The 22789-nt window shown below is 59.5% G+C and carries 21 protein-coding genes and 1 pseudogene; 10 read left to right on the top strand and 12 right to left on the bottom strand.

What is annotated here, in order from left to right:
• Positions 1 to 199: 199 nt before the first annotated feature.
• Positions 200 to 1054 carry a DMT family transporter gene (locus tag FHT78_RS01485; protein WP_183739547.1) on the bottom strand — a complete coding sequence of 285 codons (855 nt, stop codon included), beginning with the start codon at positions 1052 to 1054 and terminating at the stop codon, positions 200 to 202.
• 199 nt (positions 1055 to 1253) lie between these two features.
• On the opposite strand from FHT78_RS01485, the gene gcvA reads away from it, so the two are divergent.
• A complete protein-coding gene (gene gcvA, locus FHT78_RS01480) occupies positions 1254 to 2162 on the top strand; it encodes a transcriptional regulator GcvA (RefSeq protein ID WP_183739543.1) in 909 nt (302 codons plus the stop codon).
• Positions 2163 to 2551: 389 nt separating this feature from the next.
• Here gcvA and FHT78_RS01475 read toward each other — a convergent pair whose 3' ends face one another.
• Positions 2552 to 3256, bottom strand: a complete 705-nt coding sequence (locus FHT78_RS01475) for a DUF899 family protein (RefSeq protein ID WP_246715048.1) — start codon at positions 3254 to 3256, stop codon at positions 2552 to 2554.
• A 175-nt stretch (positions 3257 to 3431) separates the two neighbouring features.
• The gene (locus tag FHT78_RS01470) at positions 3432 to 3752 is read right to left on the bottom strand and encodes a hypothetical protein (RefSeq protein WP_183739540.1); all 321 of its coding nucleotides are present in this window, start codon (positions 3750 to 3752) and stop codon (positions 3432 to 3434) included.
• 408 nt (positions 3753 to 4160) lie between these two features.
• Here FHT78_RS01470 and FHT78_RS01465 point away from each other — a divergent pair, with 408 nt between their 5' ends.
• On the top strand, positions 4161 to 4397 hold the full coding sequence (locus FHT78_RS01465) for a hypothetical protein (RefSeq protein ID WP_183741794.1): 237 nt from the start codon (positions 4161 to 4163) through the stop codon (positions 4395 to 4397).
• 136 nt (positions 4398 to 4533) lie between these two features.
• On the opposite strand, the gene FHT78_RS01460 is transcribed toward FHT78_RS01465, so the two are convergent.
• Complete coding sequence (locus tag FHT78_RS01460) at positions 4534 to 4893, bottom strand: cupin domain-containing protein (RefSeq protein ID WP_183739537.1); 360 nt, start codon at positions 4891 to 4893, stop codon at positions 4534 to 4536.
• Positions 4894 to 5820: 927 nt separating this feature from the next.
• Between FHT78_RS01460 and FHT78_RS01455 the strand changes: the two genes are divergently transcribed.
• Positions 5821 to 6654: a hypothetical protein gene (locus tag FHT78_RS01455; protein WP_183739534.1), complete on the top strand. Its 834-nt coding sequence runs from the start codon at positions 5821 to 5823 to the stop codon at positions 6652 to 6654.
• A gap of 68 nt (positions 6655 to 6722) precedes the next feature.
• Complete coding sequence (locus FHT78_RS01450; protein WP_183739531.1) at positions 6723 to 8636, top strand: hypothetical protein; 1914 nt, start codon at positions 6723 to 6725, stop codon at positions 8634 to 8636.
• 408 nt (positions 8637 to 9044) lie between these two features.
• Here the strand turns inward: FHT78_RS01450 and FHT78_RS01445 are convergent, their stop codons facing one another.
• Together FHT78_RS01445 and FHT78_RS01440 are read right to left on the bottom strand one after the other, a co-directional pair.
• Positions 9045 to 10538, bottom strand: coding sequence for a terminase (locus tag FHT78_RS01445; RefSeq protein WP_183739527.1), 1494 nt, complete (start codon positions 10536 to 10538; stop codon positions 9045 to 9047).
• On the bottom strand, positions 10538 to 11104 hold the full coding sequence (locus tag FHT78_RS01440) for a terminase small subunit (protein ID WP_183739525.1): 567 nt from the start codon (positions 11102 to 11104) through the stop codon (positions 10538 to 10540). The genes FHT78_RS01445 and FHT78_RS01440 overlap by 1 nt, the downstream gene beginning before the upstream one ends.
• A 203-nt stretch (positions 11105 to 11307) precedes the next feature.
• Here FHT78_RS01440 and FHT78_RS01435 point away from each other — a divergent pair, with 203 nt between their 5' ends.
• From FHT78_RS01435 to FHT78_RS01425, 3 genes are all read left to right on the top strand, one after another.
• Positions 11308 to 11610, top strand: coding sequence for a KTSC domain-containing protein (locus FHT78_RS01435; RefSeq protein WP_183739522.1), 303 nt, complete (start codon positions 11308 to 11310; stop codon positions 11608 to 11610).
• 75 nt (positions 11611 to 11685) lie between these two features.
• Positions 11686 to 11940: a KTSC domain-containing protein gene (locus tag FHT78_RS01430; protein ID WP_183739520.1), complete on the top strand. Its 255-nt coding sequence runs from the start codon at positions 11686 to 11688 to the stop codon at positions 11938 to 11940.
• A 490-nt stretch (positions 11941 to 12430) separates the two neighbouring features.
• Positions 12431 to 13012 (top strand): dienelactone hydrolase family protein, encoded by a 582-nt coding sequence (locus FHT78_RS01425; RefSeq protein ID WP_183739517.1) that lies wholly within the window; start codon positions 12431 to 12433, stop codon positions 13010 to 13012.
• A 39-nt stretch (positions 13013 to 13051) separates the two neighbouring features.
• Here FHT78_RS01425 and FHT78_RS01420 read toward each other — a convergent pair whose 3' ends face one another.
• The 3 genes from FHT78_RS01420 to FHT78_RS01410 all read right to left on the bottom strand — a co-directional run bounded on the left by FHT78_RS01420 (position 13052) and on the right by FHT78_RS01410 (position 14415).
• Positions 13052 to 13396, bottom strand: a complete 345-nt coding sequence (locus FHT78_RS01420; RefSeq protein WP_183739514.1) for a type II toxin-antitoxin system RelE/ParE family toxin — start codon at positions 13394 to 13396, stop codon at positions 13052 to 13054.
• Positions 13383 to 13658 carry a type II toxin-antitoxin system ParD family antitoxin gene (locus tag FHT78_RS01415; protein WP_183739511.1) on the bottom strand — a complete coding sequence of 92 codons (276 nt, stop codon included), beginning with the start codon at positions 13656 to 13658 and terminating at the stop codon, positions 13383 to 13385. Before FHT78_RS01415 ends, FHT78_RS01420 begins: the two co-directional genes overlap by 14 nt.
• A 289-nt stretch (positions 13659 to 13947) precedes the next feature.
• Positions 13948 to 14415 (bottom strand): DUF1440 domain-containing protein, encoded by a 468-nt coding sequence (locus tag FHT78_RS01410; protein ID WP_246715046.1) that lies wholly within the window; start codon positions 14413 to 14415, stop codon positions 13948 to 13950.
• Positions 14416 to 15038: 623 nt separating this feature from the next.
• Here FHT78_RS01410 and FHT78_RS01405 point away from each other — a divergent pair.
• Together FHT78_RS01405 and FHT78_RS01400 are read left to right on the top strand one after the other, a co-directional pair.
• Entirely contained in the window at positions 15039 to 15269 is a 231-nt protein-coding gene (locus FHT78_RS01405; RefSeq protein ID WP_183739508.1) for a hypothetical protein, read from the top strand.
• Between the two features lie 134 nt (positions 15270 to 15403).
• Positions 15404 to 15934, top strand: a complete 531-nt coding sequence (locus FHT78_RS01400) for a dihydrofolate reductase family protein (protein ID WP_183739505.1) — start codon at positions 15404 to 15406, stop codon at positions 15932 to 15934.
• Between the two features lie 72 nt (positions 15935 to 16006).
• On the opposite strand, the gene FHT78_RS01395 is transcribed toward FHT78_RS01400, so the two are convergent.
• The 3 genes and pseudogenes from FHT78_RS01395 to FHT78_RS01385 all read right to left on the bottom strand — a co-directional run.
• Positions 16007 to 16273 carry a hypothetical protein gene (locus FHT78_RS01395; protein ID WP_183739503.1) on the bottom strand — a complete coding sequence of 89 codons (267 nt, stop codon included), beginning with the start codon at positions 16271 to 16273 and terminating at the stop codon, positions 16007 to 16009.
• A gap of 295 nt (positions 16274 to 16568) precedes the next feature.
• Positions 16569 to 16841, bottom strand: a complete 273-nt coding sequence (locus FHT78_RS01390) for a hypothetical protein (RefSeq protein WP_183739501.1) — start codon at positions 16839 to 16841, stop codon at positions 16569 to 16571.
• Positions 16841 to 17035: pseudogene (locus tag FHT78_RS01385) on the bottom strand (integrase core domain-containing protein); the annotation flags it as partial. The pseudogene FHT78_RS01385 and the gene FHT78_RS01390, both read right to left, overlap by 1 nt.
• Before the next feature lie 380 nt (positions 17036 to 17415).
• Between FHT78_RS01385 and FHT78_RS01380 the strand changes: the two are divergent.
• The gene (locus FHT78_RS01380; protein ID WP_183739499.1) at positions 17416 to 22740 is read left to right on the top strand and encodes a DUF4082 domain-containing protein; all 5325 of its coding nucleotides are present in this window, start codon (positions 17416 to 17418) and stop codon (positions 22738 to 22740) included.
• The last annotated feature ends 49 nt before the right edge of the window (positions 22741 to 22789 follow it).

Genomic DNA, 22789 nt, shown 5'->3' with positions numbered 1-22789 from the left:
CATTTCCTCATGGAACGACCGACGCGGGTCGACTCCCAGTAGGGGTGTCGCAGAGTTTTCGCACCCCAGTCAGCGCTTCGGGTACCTGCGGATCCAAAGCAACCATCGTTCACGGCGCAAAAAAGACCCGCCGAAGGCGGGCCAAAACGCTCGGGGAGTAACCGAGCGGGGGAATTCAAAGAGGCGAACCTCAAACCAGCTAGGAGCTTGTTCGCTTTCCGGCGGCCGCCAGCCCAAGCCCGGCGAGGACAAGACCTACGCCTGCTGCGAACATCAGCCCCAATTTGTCGCCGAACAGAAACGCGCTGGCACTGATCCCGAAGACAGGTTGCAAATACTGGACGCTCGCCGCAACGCGGGCCGGAACGACCTTCAGGAGGTAGAGCCACACGATCAGCCCGGCGACGGTAACGACCACGCCGAGGTAGACGATGGCCGCAAGCGCTTCGACGGTGATAACGACGGTGTGTTGGGTCATTTCCCAGCCAGCGAGCGGCAGGACGGTCAAAAGCCCTACGAGCATGTTCCATGCCGCAATTGGCAGCAGGCCGTACTTCTCTGTCAGCTCCGCGCTCCAGATATAGTAGATCGCGATAGCGACGGCGGAGAGCAGCATCAACATCACGCCGGTCACCGTCGTCCTCGACATGTCATCGACACCGGGTCCGCTTCCGACGGCCACCAGGGCAATACCGAGGAACGCAACCAGTAGACCGCTCCACTGCAGCGGTGTCACTGATTGCCGGAAGCGCATTGCTGCCAGCACGACCATGAACAGCGGGATCGTCGCCGAGAGGATAGTGGCGACCGAGGCCGACGTGCCTTGCACTCCGAACGACTGGGCGACGTTGCCCAGTGTGATACCCATGACACCCAGACCGACAATTCCAGGAATTGCTTTTTTGGGAACCCGGAGTTCGCGTCTGGCCAGGAACATCATGAGCGGCACAGCCACCATGAAGCGCAGCGCCGTGAACGTCATCGGGGGAATGCTGCCGAGGCCCAGCTTGGTGATCGGAATAGACAGGCCCCACATCAGGGCCAAAAGCAACATAGCCCCCAAGCTTTTCGTTGAAAGCGAACTCGCAGAACCGAGCGGGGCAGGCATGCCGACTATATCGGAGGTGTGGGACATCTTTGACAGCTTTTGTTTGGCGTGTGCGTGAGACTGTGCCACACATACGCTGCGCGATACATTCGCGACAAACCATTTGTTCTCACAGGATGCGTGACGTGGCATCACTCATAGACCCATGACCGATCATCTTCCTCCGCTTCAGACATTGCGAGCCTTCGAGGCAACAGGTCGACGGTTGAGCATGACCCTTGCGGCCCAGGAACTGCATCTCACCCACGGAGCGGTTAGCCGACAGATAAAGGCGCTTGAAGATCATCTGGGCGTGCCACTGTTCCGCCGCCTGACTAGAAGAATTGAACTGACCGACTCGGGTCATTCCTATTTCAGCACCGTGACGCGTCTTCTGTCGGAATTGCAGCGGGAATCCGAGGCCTTGCGCCGCAAAAGTGAGGTCTCTCGTCTGGTTGTAAACTGCAGCGTCTCCTTTGCCAGCAAATGGCTTACGCCCCGCCTGCATCGCCTGATGGCCGATATTCCTGATCTCGATGTTCATCTGGAGGTCACAGATGCCGCCGTCGACTTCGCTACCGGCAGTGTCGATGTCGCGTTGCGTTACGGTGACGGACGCTACCCGCACGCGACGGCGGAGCGCATCATGAACGAAACGGTATCGCCGGTGTGCTCCCCAGCGTATCGCGAGAAGATGGGCGGGATCGATGCTCCGGGCGACCTGCTCAAGTGCCAGCTCATTCACGAGATCGGGATGATCACGACCTGGGAGCGATGGTTCGCGATGATGAACCTGGACTATCCAGGCATGCGCGGACCAGGATATAGCCACGGGAGCATGTCCATCGAGGCTGCCATTCGAGGGGCAGGGGTCGCTCTCGGACGGAGCGTCCTTGTTGTCGAGGACCTGGCGGCCGAAAGGCTGGTATCACTATTCCCCGAAGCAGCCCTTGAGGTCGAATGGGGATACGATCTGCTCTACCGCGACGGCAACCAAGACCACCCGAAGGTCCGCGCGTTTCGGAACTGGATGATGAAAGAGGTGCGAGAATTCCTGCGCAGCAGGCAGACCTGAGTGACTGAAAACCTCAGCAGGTGGTCTGGCAACACCGCTCTGATGTCCGCTGTCAAGCTTTGGGCGCGAGAAACCGATCGTCCAAACGAACGGCTGTTCATGATGATCATCGCGTATGGGTGGAGGCGGAACTGAAGGACGTCGGTGACCGTTGTCGTTCCCATTTCGCAGGAGTTGCCATTCGATACGGGAATGCGTCGGCTTAAAGATGTACATGCGCGCCTGCGACAGCCGCAGCGTTGGAACGAGCTTTTGGGGGATCGGCAATCCTGTCGGGAAGGGCCTGCCCATCTCCTGATAATGCGATCGGCAGGATAGAGGGGTGCCTCAACCGCAGACAAGCAATGATCCATCGCCGCGGCGCTGACGCTCGATTTCGCTAGCCGATCTCAATAGACCAGCTTGGGATACCAATCCGTGCCGCGCCCTGCGGGCGTCATGTCGAGGATGTTCCAGAGCGGCGCGATGTCGACGGCTCCTCGCGGATCCTGTCCTGGATCGGCCGCTTCGTCGGGCATCTCGGCGTTATAGAAGACGTGTATGCCGTCGCCGTTCTTCTGGTAGACGGTGAAGGCTGGAGACTCGCCGCCTCTGTCGTCGAGAAGACCGAGGTCGCGGGCATAATCATCGCAAACAGTCTGCACGAAATCGAGGTCGCGCCATCCCCGCTCAAGTGCGAACGCCCTCTGCCGCGCCACTGGACTGCGCCCCAGAATCTTGAAGGCAACCCGCTGCTTCACGTCGGCGGCGTTTCCGTTCACTCCGCCGAGAAAGTTCGTGCACATCGGACATGGCCGTTCACGCTGCGGTCCGTACATCCAGAAATAGGTGACCAACGTATCGTGCCCGCCGAACAGGTCGGCAAGACCGACTTCGGCGCCGTTTTCATCCTTGAAGCGATAGTCCTTCGCCACGACGGGGCCGGGGGGGAGCCGGCGACGCTGCTCGGCAAGGCGGGTAAGGTGACGACGCACCTCGATTTCCTCGGCCAGGAGTGCGGTTCTCGCCTCCGCGTAGGCGCGACTTTCGTTTTCGAACTTCGTCACACGCTTCGCGGCCAGCTCCTTCGCCGGTTTCAACTCGGTCATGGTCATATGCTCGCTCCCTTTGGTCGCAATGGCTCGGGCACCGCGCCGCTCGCTTTCAGAGCGGCCGGCACGGCGATGGTCATCGCCTCGTTCTCAACGTGTAAAAGACGTTTGCGGGAGACGGTTTTCGACATCGCCCTCGAATTTTTACCCGAAAATGCATGGAAGGAGAAAAGTTTCGCTATTTTGGCGCCCGGTGCGCCCAGTCGCCGTTACCGTTACCATTGCCATTTCGTATGAATTGCCACTCGATACCGGTAATGCGCGTCGGCTTGACGATGTGCATGCGCGCCTGCAACAGCCGCAGCGTTGGAACGAGCTTTTGGGGATCGGCGATTTCCGCGGGGACGGGCCTGCCCATCTCCTGATAGTGCGCTTCCATTTCTTCCCTGAAGTCTCTGATGTCGAAGGTGTCTACTCCGGCATTATACCAGTCTGTCAGGATGACATCGCAGACAATATCAAGGCTGTTCGGGTCGTCGGCGTCTAGCAAGGGCGGCATTGGCGGACCTTCCGAAGATGGAGTTCATCCCTAAGCGTCCCCCCGAAGCAGTGTTTTTCTGACGCAGCTTCGTCAGATGGCCGGCGAAACAGTGGGGCTCGCCACCCAGCACCTAGACGAGCCCCAGCCTCGGTGATCGTCTCATCTGTGTTCTCCACCGCGACATCACGATTAGACGCCCGCGCCTGAAGCGCAGCAATTCGACCAGTTGGGCTAGCCCTGATGTTTGCGGCACGAAATCACTGCTTCTGTGGGATTTTCTACGCCTGCAGCCCGGGAATAAACCTGTGGATAAAATCAGAACGGTACATTGTGATTAGCCCGTTGCAACCGCTGGTCTAATCCTTGCCGCGATAGGGCCGAGCCGAAAAATGTGGTAAGCGGCAGCCTGATAACAACAGGAGTGTCATAGTGAGCGAACCGAGCGTAGCAGATGCGACGAACCGCATTTACGAGTCACTGCGGGCCGATAATGAGGATATCGACCTGCATATCGCCAGTCTCAAGGCAGCCTTGGCGCGTGCGGGTCTGAAAGAGGCCGTCTTCGACCCCGCCAGGCTCGTGCAGAACAACCGGTCCGGCAGGAAGCTGATGCAGGCCTATTTCCGCCAGCGCGGCGTGACGGTCAAGTTCTCGGCCGAGTGAAGGCCTCATGGGATGGCTTGCAGGCCGCGGCCTGCAAACCGCCGTGGGCAAGACAAGATGGTCACGTTTTGACGCTGCTTGCCTCCGGCAGTCGCCCCATGAAAGAGCGCGACATTAGAACGCCGCTTCATTTCCATTAAACGGCCTGCCAGATACCAGCCCCGCTATCAGATTCGCGGTTTCGGAGAAGGCTCTCGGTCGGAATGATCAGCAGGACCTTGGCTTCCTTTGCTGCGCGCGGCCGGTGAACGACGCCCCTGGGGACGACGAACAGTTCGCCGGCCCGGACGGTTCGGGAAGGTTCTCCCTCGATATCGATCTCGATTTCGCCCTCGAGCACGAGGAAGAAATCGTCGGTCGTTTCATGCTTGTGAAAGGGATATTCCCCCAGGAACTTCACGACCATCACGTCATTTTCGTTGTAATCCGCGATGACGTGAGGATCCCAGTGACTTGAGAAGCAGCCGAGCTTCTCTTCGAGATTGACTGTTTTCATTTTTCTCGCCTTTGACAAATAGACTCGGAGGGCCGCTCACCGGTGGCTTGGAGACCGGAAGAAACACAGGGGCCGCGTCACGGTCTTGAATGTTTGTGCGCATTGATGGCCTGAGGCTCTGGCCGGCTGCGCTGCCGCCCTCGGGATCCGGAGGACGGGGCGAGACCTGTGGCCCGACCCCCGGTCGGGTCACGGTGAGGGGGCTCCGAGCACGGACATCTTCAAATCCGCTCTTCGATGGCAAGGCGGGGCATCCCAGACTACCCCTAAACATCATAGTCCACTCCCGCGACGCACCCGCTTCACCGGCGGCTGCGTGAAGGTCAGCGCCAGCGCGTCCTCATTGCGTGAGCGCGCCCGCAGACCCCTCTCGCCAACGTTTTCTTGTGGCACCAGCGCTGCCCCAATCTCCCTCATTCCTGTGTGTTGTCTGACGCCGAGATCCGGAAAATGTGGGAATCTCTGGGATTATCCGGGAAACGGCGAGAATACCTTTTAAACACGGGCTTTCAGGTGCGGAGAGAGAAAAGCGGGCCGACTCTTTTGACTGCACGAACAGCGTGAAACGGTCAGTGTCGCGAAGCTCCATGTGATCCGACGCCTCACGTCGGTAGTTCTTCGAGAACCTCTCATTAAGCCTTCAAGTAGTGTTCAAACCCCGAAAACGGAAGTTTTAGGCATGCTTTGGTATCAAGGTGTCGCCGCCTGAAGTGTCGGTTTCAGTCTTGGGAATCAAAAAGGTTTCCCACATCGTGGTGGAAAACCTTCCTACGCAGGATCGTTTATTGTTTTCAATGCCATGCCGAAAATTGAGGAACGAAAGATTTCCACATCGGATCTAGCATCTATCGGCTGAATAGAGCTCCCGTTTGTTTACGTGTTTGATAAGTTGAGGCGAGTTTGGTGCGGCTTGCAACCGGAGGGAATATGCCAAAGAACCCGCAATATCGTCACTATCGTCAGTGCCTTTTCTGTTCCCAGGAGGCAAACAGCCGTGAGCACTTCTATCCTGAGTGGGCGAAGGCACTTCTCACTGAGTTTTATCCCTATCGCTCGCATTCACTCGATAGTTTTGAAGTACGGGGGACTGAAGTGCAGAAAGTGACATCGGTTAAAGTCCGAACTGGCGATGCCCGTTCATCGCCGATCAAGGTTGTTTGCAGCACCTGCAACGAGGGCTGGATGTCCAAACTTCAAGATCAAAACAAAGAAATCATCATCGCGATCGGGGAGCAGCGGAAAGTCACTCTCAGCGATGAGGAGCAACTCTCATTGTCGAAGTGGGCGATTATGACCAGCATGGTGATTGAATATTTTCATCCGAATCTGGCATTCTCGACTTTCGAGGAGCGAGAGGGCTTCGCCGAGACAGGGGACATACCTGTTAACTGGGTTGTATGGCTTGCGGCGTTTAAGGGCGAGCTCTGGACGGGGCACAACCATTTCGGCAAACACATGTTTGTAGGGCACACTGACCAACCACAGCCGACCGGCATCGGCATTCAGTCGACGGCATGGGTCGTAGCCGACACGTTCTTTCTGACGGCGAGACGCTCGGAGGTCCCTCCGCAGTTCGAATACTACGGGGGAGAGAAACTTCCCGAGATTAATATGAGTGTTCAAATCCCGAAAATTTGGTCAATCAGCAATCCTCTGAACATTCCCGTCGTGGATGACGAAACTGCGGACAATATCAGCCGAGCTCCCCTTCAAGTTGCACAGCGTGACTCGCGACGTGCGTGGGAAAAGGGTCAGGAGTGATCTAATCCCGTTGAGGCGTTGGATGACTTAATTTCGGGTGCTATGGAGAGCGATTGCTGGAGAGTCAGATGGCCGACGCAGTTGAGACGCTTGGAACTACGCTACAAGAGCTTGTTCGGCGATTATTCGAGATCGAAAAGGAAGATCCGGGCAATTCGGACATTGCCCATGAGCTTAGTACCCACGTGAGCGAGATCGCTCAACAATACACGCAGTTCGTGGTTAGCTACGCCCATCGTCTCCCAGAAATCCAACAGCAAACTGCTTCCATTCTTCGCCAACTTTACGCCTTCTGGGAAGGAAATTCGTTTAAAAGTTTGCAAAACGTCCAATTTTCGGAAGCGATTCCGTGGATGAGGCTGAAAGATAAGGTCTTATTTGCGATACGCACCACGCAAGCAATTCGCAATGCGTTGAGTCAGCAGGCCGAAAGTTTTCAAGAGCTGCATACTGCGATCTTCGAACTTCGCGGGCAGCTTGTCACGAACGAAGAAGACATTCCAAAATTTGCAACAGTTGATCGGGAGGTGGCTGTGCCGCTAACCGACATGTTGCGTCATGCGATGACCGGTCTTTTGGCGATTGAAACGTACATAGGCCCGGAGCAGCACGAACGCACGCAGTTCCGAGAAGGCGAAGGCCTTCTTGCGGATATTCAAAAGCATCCAGGCTATCCTTCAATCAAAGACATTCTGCAGCCGGCTGACGGCGTTGTAAGAAGTTTCGGTAAATTGATTGAGTCGACAGCTTACCTGAGTGGGAAAGTGAGATCCGAACTTGAGCGACAGGACGGCATTCTCAAAGCGGCAGACAGAGACGTCCAACTGGAGCTCGACAACGATTACCTGCGCAACACTCTTTACGGCTATCTTCCAGTCGCCGACGCTCTTAACACACTAGAAGAGTTGCCGGGGCCGCTTACTAAACTTCTGAACGAGGGCGCCTCTCGATTGCGAAGTGCCATAACCGAACGCGAGCAGAATCAAGCGGATGATCTCGCGAGAGCTCACGAAGTTTATAGTGCCGCGTTGGAGGTCGCGCAGCGGGAAAAGGTCGACGGCACTCTCCTTTTCTTAAATGATGGGCGCAATCCGAGTTTGGGAGGTGTCCTTGAAGAATTTCGGAATGATCTTGCTGGTTTCGCTTCCCCTGAAGAAGGCCGCGCCAATACGCGCTCCGACACGGAACTCAGAGAACTGATCGTTGAGATTACGCCTCCCCAGGAACTGGCGCCGTTCAACTATTGGATGGCCGACAACACGCTTTCAGTTGAGCCGCATGCGTCGGCAATAGAAGGTGATCAGTCCCGGTTCGCCTCCGCAGAGCGTGAATATCTGCTTGAGCAAGCTACGCGGATCGCAGAAGCGCTTAGTGGAAATAGCGCTAGTCCTCAGCTTCGTGGAGCTTTTACATCGATTGCTGTTAAGCTCGCCGACGTCAATAAGATCCTGCTTCTCGGTCAGGAGTATTTGACGGCACAGGAGATATTTTACGCAGAGACCGAATCGCTCATGGATCCCTTGGTCGCAGAGTTGCGCATGCATCTTCGTGGCCTCGAACGATATATGAACCGCTTCGCGGACTGGCGCGAGTTTATCCACAGCGGGGTCGATGTTCTCGCTACCACGGTCGATGAACGCGAACTCTCATCAATTCCGATCGAACTAGCAGATAGGTTGTCGGACATTCCTATCGTCGAACCTGAAGTGCTTAAATCCTTGGAGGAGGTTGGCGGGTGGCCTTCTGCCCATGGCCAGTCCCGAGGTGCGAGAATACTGGGAATTGCACGGTCGATTAGTAACTTAGCGTCCGCAGTGGTTCTGTGGATAGGAAAAGGGGTAGCGGACGGCTTCAAGAGGCAGCTTGGCATGGCCATCGTGACAGCACTGACGCCCACGGCGTTGTTCGTACTGGATAAGATCACAGGGCTTGGTTGGCTTTCGCCTGCGATTGCGGCCGTCAAAACTTTGCTCGGGCTCTAGCGCCCTAAGTGGGGCCTCTACCAGGAAGATGTCAATCCGACGGGCATCTCGTTCACTGGGACCAAGCCCCGCACGGCGGACGCGCGCGCGTCGAACCTGGGCAGCCGAACAATGTTCTCGTTCAATTCCGTTGGCAGATTTCTGCTAGATGCGTCGCCTCGGCTATCTTCGCCCATCAACCAGGCGACAGAAACGCCAGTGGCATGAGCAATCTCGATCACGGTGGATGCTTTAGGCTCGCTTTTTTCCGACACATCGTCGGATAGCATCCGTCGGCTCACACTGTGACAAGCACAGGAATTAGAGAGATTGGGGCGGCGCCGGTGCCCCGAGAGAGCGTTGGCGGGAGGCTGGTCTGGGGGCAGGTTGTAGTTGGCCGCACCTGCCGCCGAATTCCGCCATCCCGCGCTACCCATAAACATCATAATCCACCGCCGCCTTCGCCCCTGTCCCCGCCCGGTGACGAACCTTCTTCACCACCGGCTGCGCGAATGTCAGCGCCAGCGCATCGCCCTCGTTGGGCGAGGGCAGGCCGCGGTCCTTCATGTCGTCCTTGCTTTCGAGCTGGATCTTGCCGTCGAGCCGCGCCACGGTCTCGGGCCCGACGAGATCCTGGTAAAGCACTTCATTGGCGGGATCGATCGCGCCGCCGGCCTTCAGCCAGCGTTTCATCTGGCCCCAGATATAGGCGCGCATATTGTAGTAGCCGGCATCAAGGACTTTGGTTGAACCGAACCAGACGAGCTGCCAGGAGCGGCCCATCACCGTGCCGGCGCTGACGATGCCGGTGCCGTAGCCGGCGTCCACGAAGACGGCGTCGGCCTCATATTCGTCCTCCAGCCGGGCGATGAGATTGGCGATCTCGATATCGTTGTCGTTGCGGGGGATGGTGGCGAGCCGTTTGGAATAGAGGCCCTGGCGCAGCATGATGACCGTCGGGTCGTCGCCGGTCCAGGCCGGGTCGACGCCGATGATGACGGGCGCGAAGGCATATTGCTCGGGGCGCAGATGCACGGATCGCGCCCGGTCGGCATCGTCGGCGGAGATGAACTGCATGGCGGACTGGCTCGGAAACTGGCCGCGCACGCGCACCTTGACGATATCGCTATCTTCGCCGTGATCGTCCACGAGACGTTGCAGGAACTCTTTGTTGGTGCCGGGCACCGAGCGGCTGTCGATCTGCCTTCCCACCCAGCGGTGGCGGAAGCGGCGGAAACATTCGCGGAAGCGGCCGCTGTTTCTCGTCGGGTTGCCGAAGACGATCCAGATGATGACGGTGTCCTCGTCCGTCAGCGCGCCCTCGGCCACTTCCCAGACCTTGTCATGGATCTTCGAGGCCTCGTCGAAGAGCAGGAGGATGATGCGGCCCTTGTTGTGCAGGCCGGCAAAGGCTTCGGTATTGTGCTCGCTCCAGGAGATGAAATCCTGCCGCCAGCTTTCGCTGCGATCAGGGTCGCGCGACTTGATCGACATGGCCTGCTGATCGAACCAGTGGGCGGTGATCGAAAGGCGGAACCATTTGCCGATCTCAGGCGCCGTTTTGGTGCGCAGCTGGCCCTCGGTATTGGCGGTCGTGACGATCTTGCAATCGGCAAAGCAGGACATCGCCCAGTTCGACAGCATGCCCATTTCGGCCGATTTGCCGATGCCGTGGCCGGAGGCGACCGCGATCTGCAGCGGCTGATAGCGGGCGGCGGGGTCGGCAAGATGGGCGCCGATCACCTCGTTGATCTCGTCCTGCCAGGGGCGGGGGCCGTCATAGCCTTTGAGTTCGCCGATGCCCCAGTCCCAGGCAAGCCTGCTCCAGCGCTTCGGGCTGAAGCGGCAGGCGGCGGCAAGCTCGATGATCTCGTCGTTGGGATCGCGGCTGTCATGGGGCGCGGGCAGGGGCTTGCGGGGCATCACGGGGTCTGCTCCGCCTCGCCGTCATCAGGCGTCTCGTTTCGTCTTTGCGCTCGCTCCAGCCGCTCGGCCAGCGCGCCGAGGCCCTTGTGCTCGACGATCTCCTTGAAGGCGTTGATGCGGATATGCTTGCCGATCAGCTCCAGCCGGCGCAGCCGCTCGGCGAATTTCACCTTCTTCACATGGCCGATCTCTCTGCGCTCCTTGCCGGTGCCTTCATAGAGCGCGGAGATCTCGACATCCGTCACCAGGCCCTGCCGCCAGATGGCGGGCCATTCCTTGATCGGCTTGAAATCGCCGTTCTCGTCATAGAGATCGCCGAGATCGGCTTCCGCTTCGGCGGCGAGCCGCGTCAGCAGCCAGTCGGCATCGATCTTCGTGCGCTCGGAGCGCCCCGCCTTCGCCTCTGCTATCGCTGCGGCGATTTCAGGTTTCTTCAGGAGCCGGTAGGCTGTCTGCTTGGCCCTTCGCGGCGAAAAGCCAGCCCTGATCGCCGCATGCGCGCCCACAGTATCGACAAGATATTCTTCCACAAAGCGCTGCTGGCGCGCCGTCAGTTCGCTCATGTCTTCACCCCGGTTTGCCGAGGAGATAACGCGGCAATGGTTGGCCCGGCGAATGGATAAAATTTGAGCGGCCGGCGGGAACCTTTTCGGAAGCCTTGCGTTTCCTGCCTCGGCGAGGTTCGCCCCAATCCGTCCCGGATGGGAAAGCGCACCGCCTGGGGATTGATTTCATCGAGGAAGACAATGGCAGAAGGAGCTTGCCGATGCTTGAGAAGCTGAAGAACGCCATCGGTGCCGCGGAAAAGGCGCGCCGGGACAGAGAAATCAGCAGGATCGGCTACAGCGAAAAACCCTCCAGACTGGTCGTCGAATTTTCCGACGGCAGCCTGCGCACGCATGTCAATGTTCTCGAAGGGCACATCGTCGGCCTGCGCATCGCCGAGGACAAGCTCAGCTTCTACGAATCCCAGATCGAGCCGATGAACCCGGCGCTGGAAGCCGGCGACACCGGGGCGGGGAACAGCAGGGGGGCAGGTGCTCCCGAACAGCGCGAGGCCCGGTCCTGATCTTTCCGGGGATTCGTCCCGAGATACCGCTAATGTCCCTTCGGGCATGTCCGGGCCTGTTTCAGGGTGGCGAGCATGGAACTCTCATCACGGTTGATCAAGGAGGTCGTCTATGATGCGGCGACGCATGTTCTTGAGATCGAGTTGCGGCAAAAAGGCCACCGCCGATATTTCGACGTGCCTCCCGCCGTCGTCGTAAACCTGATCACCGCGCCATCGCCCGGCTGGTATTATACCCAGCATATCCGTGACGCCTTCCCGCGCGCCGACGGCGAACCACATCCGCACTTTCCCCTTCCCTGGTCTCGCTCCCGCAGCCATCATCACTGAGAGGATCAGCTCGCCGCGGCTGATCGCCCGACGAGTCCGATTGCTGCCGGCATGGCCAAGCTACCGGCCGGCGGCGAATCGACGTTTCTGAAATAAGTATTTAATTACAGATATTTATCTATGGTTTCTGAACTATAACTGGCGCATTGCTCCCTAACCAATTGATCCTGAATAAGTGATGCAGAAGAAGCGGAAAAACTTTTATATTTTTCCCGGTCATCCGGCGTTCCCTCCTGATTTGAATCTCTTTACGCGTATTTTCGGGAGAAAGTGGAACACTTATTCAGGATCAATGGCTTAGCCGGAAATTTGGCCATTTTTGCCGCATTGTTGAAAATACTTATTCAGGAACAATGGGTTAAGGAAAAATAGAAGCAGAATATGAGCGGCTCGGGAGCTTTTCGAACCTGCGCGCGCGCTCTTCCCGGCGAGACGATCCCTCTGTAGACTGGCCCGACGCGCGCCAGACCATCTCATCCGGAGGCTCCCTATGACCGAGGTCTTGTTGTTTCACCACGCGCAGGGGCTCACCCCCGGCATTCGCGCCTTCGCCGACAATATCAGGGCCGCCGGCCATATCGTGCACACGCCTGACCTCTTCGACGGACGCACATTCCCGAGCATCGATGCGGGTCTCGCCTATATCGGCGAGACCGGATTCGAGGCCATGCGGGAGCGCGGCGTCCGCTTTGCTGACGACCTGCCTGCCGGGATCGTCTATGCCGGCTTCTCGTTCGGTGTGCTGCCGGCGCAGAAGCTCGCGCAGACACGGCCAGGCGCCCGCGGAGCCCTGCTTTTCTACTCCTGCCTGCCGATCAGCGGCGAATGGGCCTTCGGACCCTGGCCGGAAGGCGTTCCGGTGCAGATCCACGGCATGGACAAGGACCCGGTCTTCGTCGGCGAGGGCGATATCGACGCCGCCCGCGAGATCGTGGAGACGGCCGAGGACGCCGAGCTTTTCCTCTATCACGGCGACCAGCACTATTTTGCCGACAGCTCGCTGGCGTCCTATGATGCGGATGCGACCGCGCTGCTGACCATCAGGGTGCTCGCGTTCCTGGATCGTGTTTGATCGAGGCGGGAGCGTTCCGGCACCTGATCTGCCGAGGCCTTATCCCGCCAGCATGCGGGCAAGCATATGTCTGATATGGTCCTGCGCGCCGTAGAAGATTGCGGCAATCATGATCCTGCGACTATCTTCTACCGGCAGAAACCAGACCGCCGCCTTGTCCCGTCGAAGAAATCGGATTCCGGGGTAAATATCGGGCCGCAATGTGCCGATATAAGGCGTATCGACGAGACGGTCGATCTCGGCACGCAATTTACGTATCCGTTCAGCGGTACGCTCCAAAGCTTCGTCGGGCGAGTCTCCGAGTTCGACATAGGCGTCGAAGAGATGATCGAAAATCAACTCGAAATCACGTTCGACATCCTCGGAATATTCAAGGGTCCACACGAACGGCCCGCCGCTTCCGGTCGATCATCGTCTCGACGCGGCTTTCCATTTCGGTCGCAGAAATCGTAGGAGCTTTCAAACGCCGCTCGACCAACTCGCGAAGCGCTGCGGTTTCGACGGTCTCGGTTTCCGTCTTTTGGCGGAGGAGTTCCAGGCCCTGCTGAAGAACGGCACTCATGCTGGAATACCGGCCGCTCTCCACCAGTGAACGGGCAAACGCGTCCTGCTGGTCGGTCAGCGAAATCGACGATTTGACACTCATCGGTTTATCTCTATCGAGCGGGGTTTGCTACTCAGTAGCATATTTGTCGCTCTGCCGGAAGGCCTCGTCCGATGGTCGTTGCGCGAGGGCTGGATGGGATGAAAGACCCCGGGGTCTTTTTCGACATTGACGGCCTTGATCACGGAGAGAAGGAAAGCGCCGAGCGCGGCAGCAACTCAATCCAGCATCCGATAAGGTGCCTGTCCGTCAGGCAGCTTGCGCGCGAGACCCGCGTCCCTCATCACTGGGGGACGCGGGCCGACCTTCACAGCCTTTTCAACCTCGGATTCTACTCATGCGCAGCTCTGGCGTAAGTCATGCCCAGAACCGCACCGTAGACGAGGTGAAGAACAAGTGTGGCCACCATCGCCATAGGCCCGAGAGAGAGCGCAAACAGGCCGTGGCCGGCCATGGGCATGAAGACGATCATCATCGCGAGCCAGGCCAGGACCCCGAAAATGAGGCCCCTGACGACAGGGAGGCCCGGAAGGTCTGCGTGCATCGCCGCATAGATGGTGCCCCAGATGATTGTCCCGAGGGCAAAATGGCCGATCCACCCGAACCACAGCGCCTGGACCGTGCCTTCCGGCAGGCGGGCCAGATGCGCGATGTCAGCGATTGGATCGAGCTGCGGCATGAGCCCCGCAGAACTCTTGGCTATCATCAGGATGGAAAGTACGACCGTGGCTGTGAAGCCGGCGATCAGGCCGGCCCGTTCATCCAGGAGCGTTGGCATTGGGTGGTGGAGGAGTTTCATGGCGTTGCCTCATAAGCATAAGGTTGTCACGCGAATTCCGAACCAGGTAGAGTTCGGAGTCGCGCGCCTGCCAGAGGCATGACCGCATCCTCGATTTCATGGGAACCCCGGCATGTACCGCTAGCAGGCTCCGGACGTCATTATACACCGATTGCACGTCAAAGATTAGTATTATGACGGAGTAGCAATAGGATAGCGCAATCGGGCCTTCGGCGGACGCCTTTCGATATCGTTCGGATGTCGCATAACCAGATTGTACGAGGCCTGCGGCAGGCCGCCAATAGTGCGGCATTCCCGATCAGGGCCTCCACCCGGGAGCCCGAGCCGCTTGGGTTCCTCCGCGAGGAAGTGCGCAGCTGGACAAGTCGCAACGATGACTGTGCCATTTTCGCACAGATCAAGATTGCACGGCAATGAAACTCCCCGTTAGAGTGGTAGAAGCGACGGCTTCCGTCGGGAAAATCTTCCGGAGAAGCCGGTTCAATTCTTGCAATCTTCAGGGGTGGTGCAGATATTGTTGTCGCGATAAGATCAATCCGGCTTACCGGCCCGCCTTCGACTTGGAACTTGTTGCAGGCCGAGACGTATTGTTAAAGCGTTGTTCTACCGATCGAGGAACTAAAATGTCTCCAGAGTCCGCGCGTCTCACATCCGAAGCCATTACACTATCGGCTGCCGCCGTTTTGAATTCACTCATCTCGATTCTTGGCAACAAGGGCCTGCTTTCACCCGAAGAAGAGCGGGAAGTCTACCGCACCGCCGCCGAGATCATCGACGAAGCCTCCGGCGACGACGAGAACGGAACTTACGAGCTGGCGCGCGAACTGATCGAGCTCCGGCTTGGCGATATCTAGGCATTTCGAGACGCTCGGCGAGGACCGCCGCATGTCATTCGCATTCGAAAAACCGATTGCGGATTGAAATTGGTTTGGCTATTGTGTGACCGATTGTATATCGCAACCGGTCGCAGTCTCGCGAGGAGGAGCGCATGGCCAAGCTTGTGTTCGGATTGAACGTGTCGCTGGACGGTTACATAGATCACGACGGATTCGCGCCCGGTCCCGTGCTCTTCCGTCACTTCATCGAGAGCGTGCGTGGCGCGGCAGCCATCGTCTACGGTCGCCGCATGTACGAGATCATGCGCTATTGGGATGAAGATCATGCGGACTGGGAGCCGGCGGGAGGCGAGTTCGCGGCGGCGTGGCGAAGCCGGCAGAAGTGGGTCGTCTCGCGCACGCTGAAATCGGTCGGCCCCAATGCCACGCTTGTCGAGGGGGACCTGGAAACTGCCATACGCGGGCTGAAGGACCGGCTCACCGGGGAAATCGGCATTGGCGGATCGGACCTGGCGCGAAGCCTGACCGACCTTGGCCTCATCGACGAGTACCAGCTCTACTTCCATCCCGTCGTGCTCGGCCACGGCACGCCATTCTTCACCGCGCCCCGGCCGCGGCTGCGCCTTGTGGGCAGCGATCGTATCGACGAGGACGTGATCAGATTGAGCTATGTTCCGGCGTGATTGAGCCGTGAGCCCGGCGGCCGCGGCCATAGCGACGCAGGCGGTGATGTTGTGCCGTGTGCCGTGGATGGATTAGCGGCGGCGCGACGCTCCTTGCGTCTCGATCAATTCGTCAGCGGGATCAGGATCGACGTCAGGTGTACGATCGAGGATCGCAAGCGCTGCATCGGCATTCCCTCGTGCCGCCGGATTTTTCAGGCTCATGATGGCGCGTCGATGACCGATGCCGTCGGCGATGAATGCCGATAGCAACTGATTCAGCGATACGTTGTCTTCCGCCGCTGCTCGCCTAGCTTCTTCCATGACGTGATCTGCAATTCTGAGCGGATAGGTACTCATGTCGATCGTCTCCTTTTCGCTGGTTTCGCCACAAAATCTCCAGCCTCCATGACCGAAATGCCGAGTGCTCCCACTGCGGGATGTTAAAAGTGCCGATCGCTACTGACGATGAATGTGGCACCCGCCGTCAACGCACACTCAATGTAGATGTCGTCCTTCGGGTCATCCAAATAGTGTCGATCTCGTCTTCGCTTATCCATGGTTCATCACCAAGGGTACCTGGTCGCTTGAGAACGTCCTCGTATTCCACAGCCACCGCCGGCGAGTGCAGTTGCCCCCAAAATACCGGACGGGATCAGGTTGGGATAGTTTGAGTGGCCTGCCTCACTCGCTCGGAGATTTCATTGATCGTGTGCTCATTGCCAGTGATGGAAAGGCCAATATAGGTTTCTGACTCTACGGTGATTTCTTGTCCGGCTAATCGCGCCTGAACCGTCTCAATTTCCTGCGAACCAGCGACGGACCGATTCCGACTTTCGACGGAAGCACCGAGCTGTCGCATAACATCCATGACCGTTGCCCGTAGCTGCTGATCGTATTCAGGACCCAATGTCACAGTTCTTGCCATCAGATTAATCCAGACAATGGGGGTTGGTTTTTCTTGTCGGCTATGAACTCTTTTGGCGAGCGGTAACCAAGAGCTTTATGCGGGTGAAAGCAATTGTAATGCTCGAACCAAATCGGCAGTTGGTCGATAACCCTCTGCGCATCGGGCACGGCATTGACGGAGACGTAATCTCGCTTGAACGTCTTGACGAGCGCAGAGCCGAACCATGACGTTAGCATCAACAACAATCATGGCGTTACTGTGATATCGAATGTGATATCACGTCAAGTCTTCGATAGTGCAGGGCGAACGGGCCGAAGGGTCAGATGAGAGGCCGCGCTGCAAGCCGGAAGACGAAGTCGCCACCCCAGGCTCACGGGCATCCCGTCTCCCACAGGCAAACACGCCGACAAGCCCCGCGCGCATACGGCAGCATCATCATATGGACGTAGGGAGACACCACCCGCATACCCCGGATTGCTGTCGTACGGTCCCGCGCGAAAACTGCCAGAATGCATCACTTGAAGTGCTGCTTCACCGGGCCGGTTGAGGGGGCCGGTCCGGGGAGCTGGTGGACGGGAAGGGGACGCCGCTTATGCGGAGAATTCGCGTTAGTAACCGTGAGTATCTGAGTATATTTGGTGGAGCGTTGAGTATCGGTCGAGCACCGTCTGCCTGGAGCGCAGTGCTGGGAAGCGCGACGGTCGTATCGTCCACGAGTGCCGAGGGCTCCCTTAGCTTTGCGAGTCAGGGCAGCTTTGCCGATCCGGGCGGCGCCGTCGTCTCGTCCTCCTTCACAGGCAGTATCACGCAGCTTTCTGCGTCGGTCTCTTCGGGGGCCATGCAGACCGCCTCGCTGCCGCCGACGGCGATGTCGGCGCCTTCGGGCGACGGCGGCGCGCAGGACACGTCCACAAAGACGGCGGCTCTTCTTCCGGCGCTGCAGACGACCACCACGACAACCACAACAACAACAGAGCAGACAGTGCTCGGCCCGGACCCGTACCAGGAAGCCGCGACGCTGCCTCCGGCGCCGACGCTGACAGGGATTACCAGCGATACCGGCACGGCAACCACCACCACGTCGCCGACCGACCCTGCCGCCGGTTCCGGCACGACGTCGTTGCTCCTTCAGACCTCGATCGCCTCCATCTCGCTGCAGCCGAGCCAGGAGGTTTCCGCCGACACTCCCGTGGGTTCGGTGGAGCTCGCTGCACCTGCGCCTGCGGCTGCGGTTCCAGCGGTGACGCTCAACAAGATCGCGCTCGAGAACCTGAAGCAGGGCAACCCCATCAGCGAATGGGGGCTGGAGGGCGACGGCAACGGCACCATCCAGGGCTTTGCCACCGAGATCAGCACCAATATCGGCGGAACGGTCGATTTCAAGATCGCCACGGATTCCACCCATTACCGCATCGATATCTACCGTATGGGCTATTACGGCGGCATGGGCGCGCGCAAGGTGGATTCGATCGAGCAGCAGCTGACCACGGCGCAGATCCAGCCGCATCCGATCGTCGACATGTCGCTCGGCCTCATCGATTGCGGCAACTGGTCGGTGTCGGCCAGCTGGCAGATCCCTTCCGATTTCGTCTCGGGCGTCTATTTCGCCAAGCTGGTGCGCGAGGACGGGGTCGAGGATGCCAGCATCATTCCCTTCGTCGTGCGCGACGACGCCTCGACCAGCGATATCGTCTTCCAGACCTCGGATACGACCTGGCAGGCCTATAATGCCTGGGGCGGCGCCAGCCTCTATTATGGCGACGTGCCTGTTGATCCCGCCGACATGATCGGCTACCTGCCGCCGAACTGCAGCTGCGGCCTGCAGGCCATCGGCCGCGCCTCGGCGGTCAGCTACAACCGCCCGATCATCACCAATACGAGCCCGATCGGCGGCACCCACGATTACATCTTCGGCGTCGAATCCTCCGCCATCTCGTGGCTGGAGCAGAACGGTTACGACGTCTCCTATATTTCAGGCGTCGATGCGACGCGCAGCGGCACCCTGCTGCTCAACCACGATGCCTATCTCTCCGTCGGCCATGACGAATACTGGTCTGCCGAACAGCGCGCCAATGTCGAGGCCGCACGCGATGCCGGCGTCAACCTCGCCTTCTGGAGCGGCAACGAGTGCTACTGGAAGGTGCGCTGGGAAAGCAGCATCGACGGCAGCGGCCAGGCCTATCGCACCATGGTCTGCTACAAGGAGACCTGGGGCACGAGCACCGATCCGAGCAATACCGGCACCGGCACCTGGCGCGATCCGCGCTATGCCGATCCGGGGCAGCAGCCGGAAAATTCGCTGACGGGCACGATGTTTACCGTCGACGGCTACCGCCAGGATACGATCTCCATCCCCTACGACTATTCGAACCTGCGCTTCTGGCGCAATACCGAAGTCTCCCAGCTGAATGAAGGGGATACCTACAATCTCGTGCAGAACCTGCTCGGCTATGAGTGGGATTCCGATGTCGAGAACGGCTTCCGGCCGGCTGGACTGGTCAACCTGTCGCTTTCGTCGATCTCGGTGGAAACCTATCTGCGCGATTACGGCACGACGGTCGGTTCGGCCGTCGCCACCCACAGCCTCACCATGTACCGGGCGGCAAGCGGCGCGCTCGTCTTCGGCGCCGGCACCGTCTTCTGGTCCTGGGGCCTCAGCGACAACCATCAGGGCCCGACGACATCCACCGACCGCAACGTGCAGCAGGCGATGGTCAACATGTTCGCGGACATGGGGATACAGCCGACCACGCTCGATGCGAGCCTATTCCTCGCGGTCCAATCGACCGACCTCTTGAAGCCCACCTCGTCGATCAGTTCGCCGATCGTCGGCGCCAGCTTCGTCGAAGGCCAGCACGTGACGATCACGGGCACGGCGCAGGATTTCGGCGGCGGCATCATTGCCGGCGTGGAAGTCTCCACCGATGGCGGCCAGCACTGGTTCAAGGCCACCGGCCGCGAGAGCTGGAGCTATAACTGGGTGGTCCAGGCAAGCGGCACCTATACGGTCATGTCGCGCGCCGTCGACGACAGCGTCAACCTCGAAACGCCCTCGGCCGGCAAGCAGGTCACCGTCACGCTGCCGGGCAGCACGCAGGGCCTGTGGACGCTTGCGGAAAAGCCGGAGACCGAAGTGGCGATCGATCGCGATTCGGTCGAGCTCGGCCTGCGCTTCCAGGCAACGACGGCAGGTTCCGTGCAGGGCATCCGCTTCTACAAGGGTTTCTACAATACCGGCGAGCATGTCGTCAGCCTCTGGTCGGCCGACGGGACGCTGCTGGCAACGGGCGTGTCGACAGGTGAATCGCTCTCCGGCTGGCAGACGGTGATGTTCTCCCAGCCGGTCCAGATCGCGGCCGGCACGACCTATGTGGCCTCCTATCACACGAGTGGATACTACTCCGTCACCGACAATTATTTCACCGGCACCTATGCCAGCGGCGCGCTGAAGGCCGTCGATGGCGGTGGCGTCTATGCCTATGGCGACAATGCCGGCACATTCCCCGGCCAGAACCCCGGCGGGTCCAACTATTGGGTGGACGTGGTCTTCGATGCGGGACCCAACAGCGCGCCTGTTGCCGGCGACGACAGCGGCCTGACGATTTCCCGCAACGGCACGCTGACGATTTCGATAGCTTCGCTTCTGGCCAACGATACCGATGCCAATGGCGATGCGATGACGATCAGCGCCGTCGGCAATGCTCTCAACGGCACGGTCACCCTCAACAAGCAGGCCGGCACCGTCACCTTCACGCCCAATGCCAATTATGCCGGTCCGGCAAGCTTCTCCTACACGCTGTCGGACGGGCGCGGGGGCACCGACCAGGCCAATGTCAGCCTCACCGTCGATCCCGGACCTGTCGGCCAGAGCCTGTTTACCGCCAATGAGGGACCGACCGGCGGCGCCGTCCAGGAAAACTCGCCGCTGGAACTCGGCATGAAATTCTCCGCTTCGGCAAGCGGCACGATCACGGGCATCCGCTTCTACAAGGCATCAGGCGATACGGGGCCGCATACCGGCTCGATCTGGTCGGCGAACGGCACGCTGCTTGCGACGGTCAGCTTTGGGAGTGAATCCGTCTCCGGCTGGCAGACCGCGACGTTCTCCAATCCGCTGCAGATTTCGGCAGGCACGACCTATATCGCCTCCTACCACACGACCGGCAGCTATGTGGCGACATCGGGCTATTTCACCACTGCTCATACGAACGGCGCGCTGACGGGCCTTGCCGGCGCCAACGGTGTCTATTCCTACGGATCGGGCACGACATTTCCGACGTCGAGCTATCAGTCGTCGAACTACTGGGTGGATGTCGTCTTCAACCAGTCGACATCAAATACGGCGCCGGTCGCCGCCAACGACAATGGCTATACGACCTATTCCAACACGGCGCTTTCGATTGCCGCGGCAAGCCTGCTTGCCAACGATACCGACGTGGACGGCGATCCGCTCTCGATCACCGGTGCTACCGGCGGGGTGAACGGCACGGTCACCTTCAACAGCCAGACGAACAGCGTCACCTTCACGCCAAACGCCGGCTACACCGGTGTCGCAAGCTTCACCTATTCGATCGCGGACGGGCATGGCGGCACGTCTTCGGCCACCGTCAGCCTCACGGTCAATTCGCAGCCGGGCGGCGGGGCGACGACGAGCCTGTTTACCGGCGCCGATACGTCGGGCGTTACAGCTGCAAACGACCCCAACGCGGTCGAACTCGGCGTCAAGTTCATCGCCTCGGCCAACGGCCAGATCACCGGGCTCACCTATTACAAGAGCGCCCAGGATACCGGCGCGCATGTCGGCTCGCTCTGGACGGCGAGCGGCCAGCTTCTCGCCCAGGCAAGCTTCATCAACGAGACGGCGAGCGGCTGGCAGACGGTTTCCTTCTCGCAGCCGGTCAGCATCACCGCCGGCACCACCTATGTGGCGAGCTACCATTCCAACGGCTTCTATTCGGCGACGGCCAACTACTTCACCACGGACTTTACCAGCGGCGCGCTGACGGCGCCGGCAAGTTCGGTCAACGGCGGCAACGGCGTCTATGCCTATGGCAGCGGCAGCCTGTTCCCGACCTCTTCCTACAATGCCAGCAATTACTGGGTGGACGTGCTCTATCAGCAGGGGGCGCAGAATGCGGTCCCGGTCGCCGCCAATGACAGCGGCTTTACGACCAACACGGGCACGCCCGTCACCATCCAGGCTTCGGCGCTGCTTGCGAACGACAGCGATGCCGATGGCGATGCGCTGACGATCACCGGCGTCAGCGGCGCGGTCAACGGCTCGGTCGCCTGGAATGCCCAGGCCCAGACGGTGACCTTCACGCCGACGGCTGGCTATGCGGGTCCGGCGAGCTTCAGCTACGCGATATCGGACGGCAAGGGCGGCACGGCCTCGGCCCAGGTCGCGCTCACCGCCAACAACCCGTCGGCAGGGCCGGAGCAGAACCTCTTTGCGGCAAACGCGACGCCCGCCGTCATCTCCGTCAACGACAACCAGCCGGTCAATCTCGGCATGCAATTCCAGGCCGATGCCGCCGGCTGGATCACCTCGATCCGCTTCTACAAGGGTGCCGACAATACGGGCCCGCACAGCGGCTATCTGTGGACGGCGTCCGGCACTCTGCTCGGCAGCGTCACGTTCGACAACGAGACGGCGAGCGGCTGGCAGACCGCCCAACTCAGCCAGCAGATCGCCATAGAGGCGGATACGACCTACGTCGTCTCCTACTCGACCAACGGCAACTATTCGGCGACCGGCAATTACTTCGGCAGCGACGTGACCAACGGGGACCTGAAGGCGCCATCAGGCAATAACGGCGTCTATGCCTATGGCTCGGCGGGGCTCTTCCCGACGAGCAGCTACAACAGCACGAATTACTATGTGGATGTGGGATTCAAACCGCAGCTCGCGGCCTGAAGCAATTCCAGCAAAAGTGCGCAGCGGTTTTGCGTCCGGAATTGCGTGA

The sequence above is a fragment of the Rhizobium sp. BK196 genome (genome assembly GCF_014193255.1).
In the GTDB taxonomy this organism is placed as follows: domain Bacteria; phylum Pseudomonadota; class Alphaproteobacteria; order Rhizobiales; family Rhizobiaceae; genus Rhizobium.
The sequence above is the reverse complement of the archived record's forward strand: the minus strand, read 5'-3'. Positions and strand labels throughout refer to the sequence as shown.

Coding starts and splice junctions, on each gene's coding strand:
- FHT78_RS01485 (WP_183739547.1), bottom strand. CDS start 1,054: ATGTTGCTTTTGGCCCTGATGTGGGGCCTGTCTATTCCGATCACCAAG.
- gcvA (WP_183739543.1), top strand. CDS start 1,254: ATGACCGATCATCTTCCTCCGCTTCAGACATTGCGAGCCTTCGAGGCA.
- FHT78_RS01475 (WP_246715048.1), bottom strand. CDS start 3,256: ATGACCATGACCGAGTTGAAACCGGCGAAGGAGCTGGCCGCGAAGCGT.
- FHT78_RS01470 (WP_183739540.1), bottom strand. CDS start 3,752: ATGCCGCCCTTGCTAGACGCCGACGACCCGAACAGCCTTGATATTGTC.
- FHT78_RS01460 (WP_183739537.1), bottom strand. CDS start 4,893: ATGAAAACAGTCAATCTCGAAGAGAAGCTCGGCTGCTTCTCAAGTCAC.
- FHT78_RS01455 (WP_183739534.1), top strand. CDS start 5,821: ATGCCAAAGAACCCGCAATATCGTCACTATCGTCAGTGCCTTTTCTGT.
- FHT78_RS01450 (WP_183739531.1), top strand. CDS start 6,723: ATGGCCGACGCAGTTGAGACGCTTGGAACTACGCTACAAGAGCTTGTT.
- FHT78_RS01445 (WP_183739527.1), bottom strand. CDS start 10,538: ATGCCCCGCAAGCCCCTGCCCGCGCCCCATGACAGCCGCGATCCCAAC.
- FHT78_RS01440 (WP_183739525.1), bottom strand. CDS start 11,104: ATGAGCGAACTGACGGCGCGCCAGCAGCGCTTTGTGGAAGAATATCTT.
- FHT78_RS01435 (WP_183739522.1), top strand. CDS start 11,308: ATGCTTGAGAAGCTGAAGAACGCCATCGGTGCCGCGGAAAAGGCGCGC.
- FHT78_RS01430 (WP_183739520.1), top strand. CDS start 11,686: ATGGAACTCTCATCACGGTTGATCAAGGAGGTCGTCTATGATGCGGCG.
- FHT78_RS01425 (WP_183739517.1), top strand. CDS start 12,431: ATGACCGAGGTCTTGTTGTTTCACCACGCGCAGGGGCTCACCCCCGGC.
- FHT78_RS01415 (WP_183739511.1), bottom strand. CDS start 13,658: ATGAGTGTCAAATCGTCGATTTCGCTGACCGACCAGCAGGACGCGTTT.
- FHT78_RS01410 (WP_246715046.1), bottom strand. CDS start 14,415: ATGAAACTCCTCCACCACCCAATGCCAACGCTCCTGGATGAACGGGCC.
- FHT78_RS01405 (WP_183739508.1), top strand. CDS start 15,039: ATGTCTCCAGAGTCCGCGCGTCTCACATCCGAAGCCATTACACTATCG.
- FHT78_RS01400 (WP_183739505.1), top strand. CDS start 15,404: ATGGCCAAGCTTGTGTTCGGATTGAACGTGTCGCTGGACGGTTACATA.
- FHT78_RS01395 (WP_183739503.1), bottom strand. CDS start 16,273: ATGAGTACCTATCCGCTCAGAATTGCAGATCACGTCATGGAAGAAGCT.
- FHT78_RS01390 (WP_183739501.1), bottom strand. CDS start 16,841: ATGGCAAGAACTGTGACATTGGGTCCTGAATACGATCAGCAGCTACGG.
- FHT78_RS01380 (WP_183739499.1), top strand. CDS start 17,416: ATGCGGAGAATTCGCGTTAGTAACCGTGAGTATCTGAGTATATTTGGT.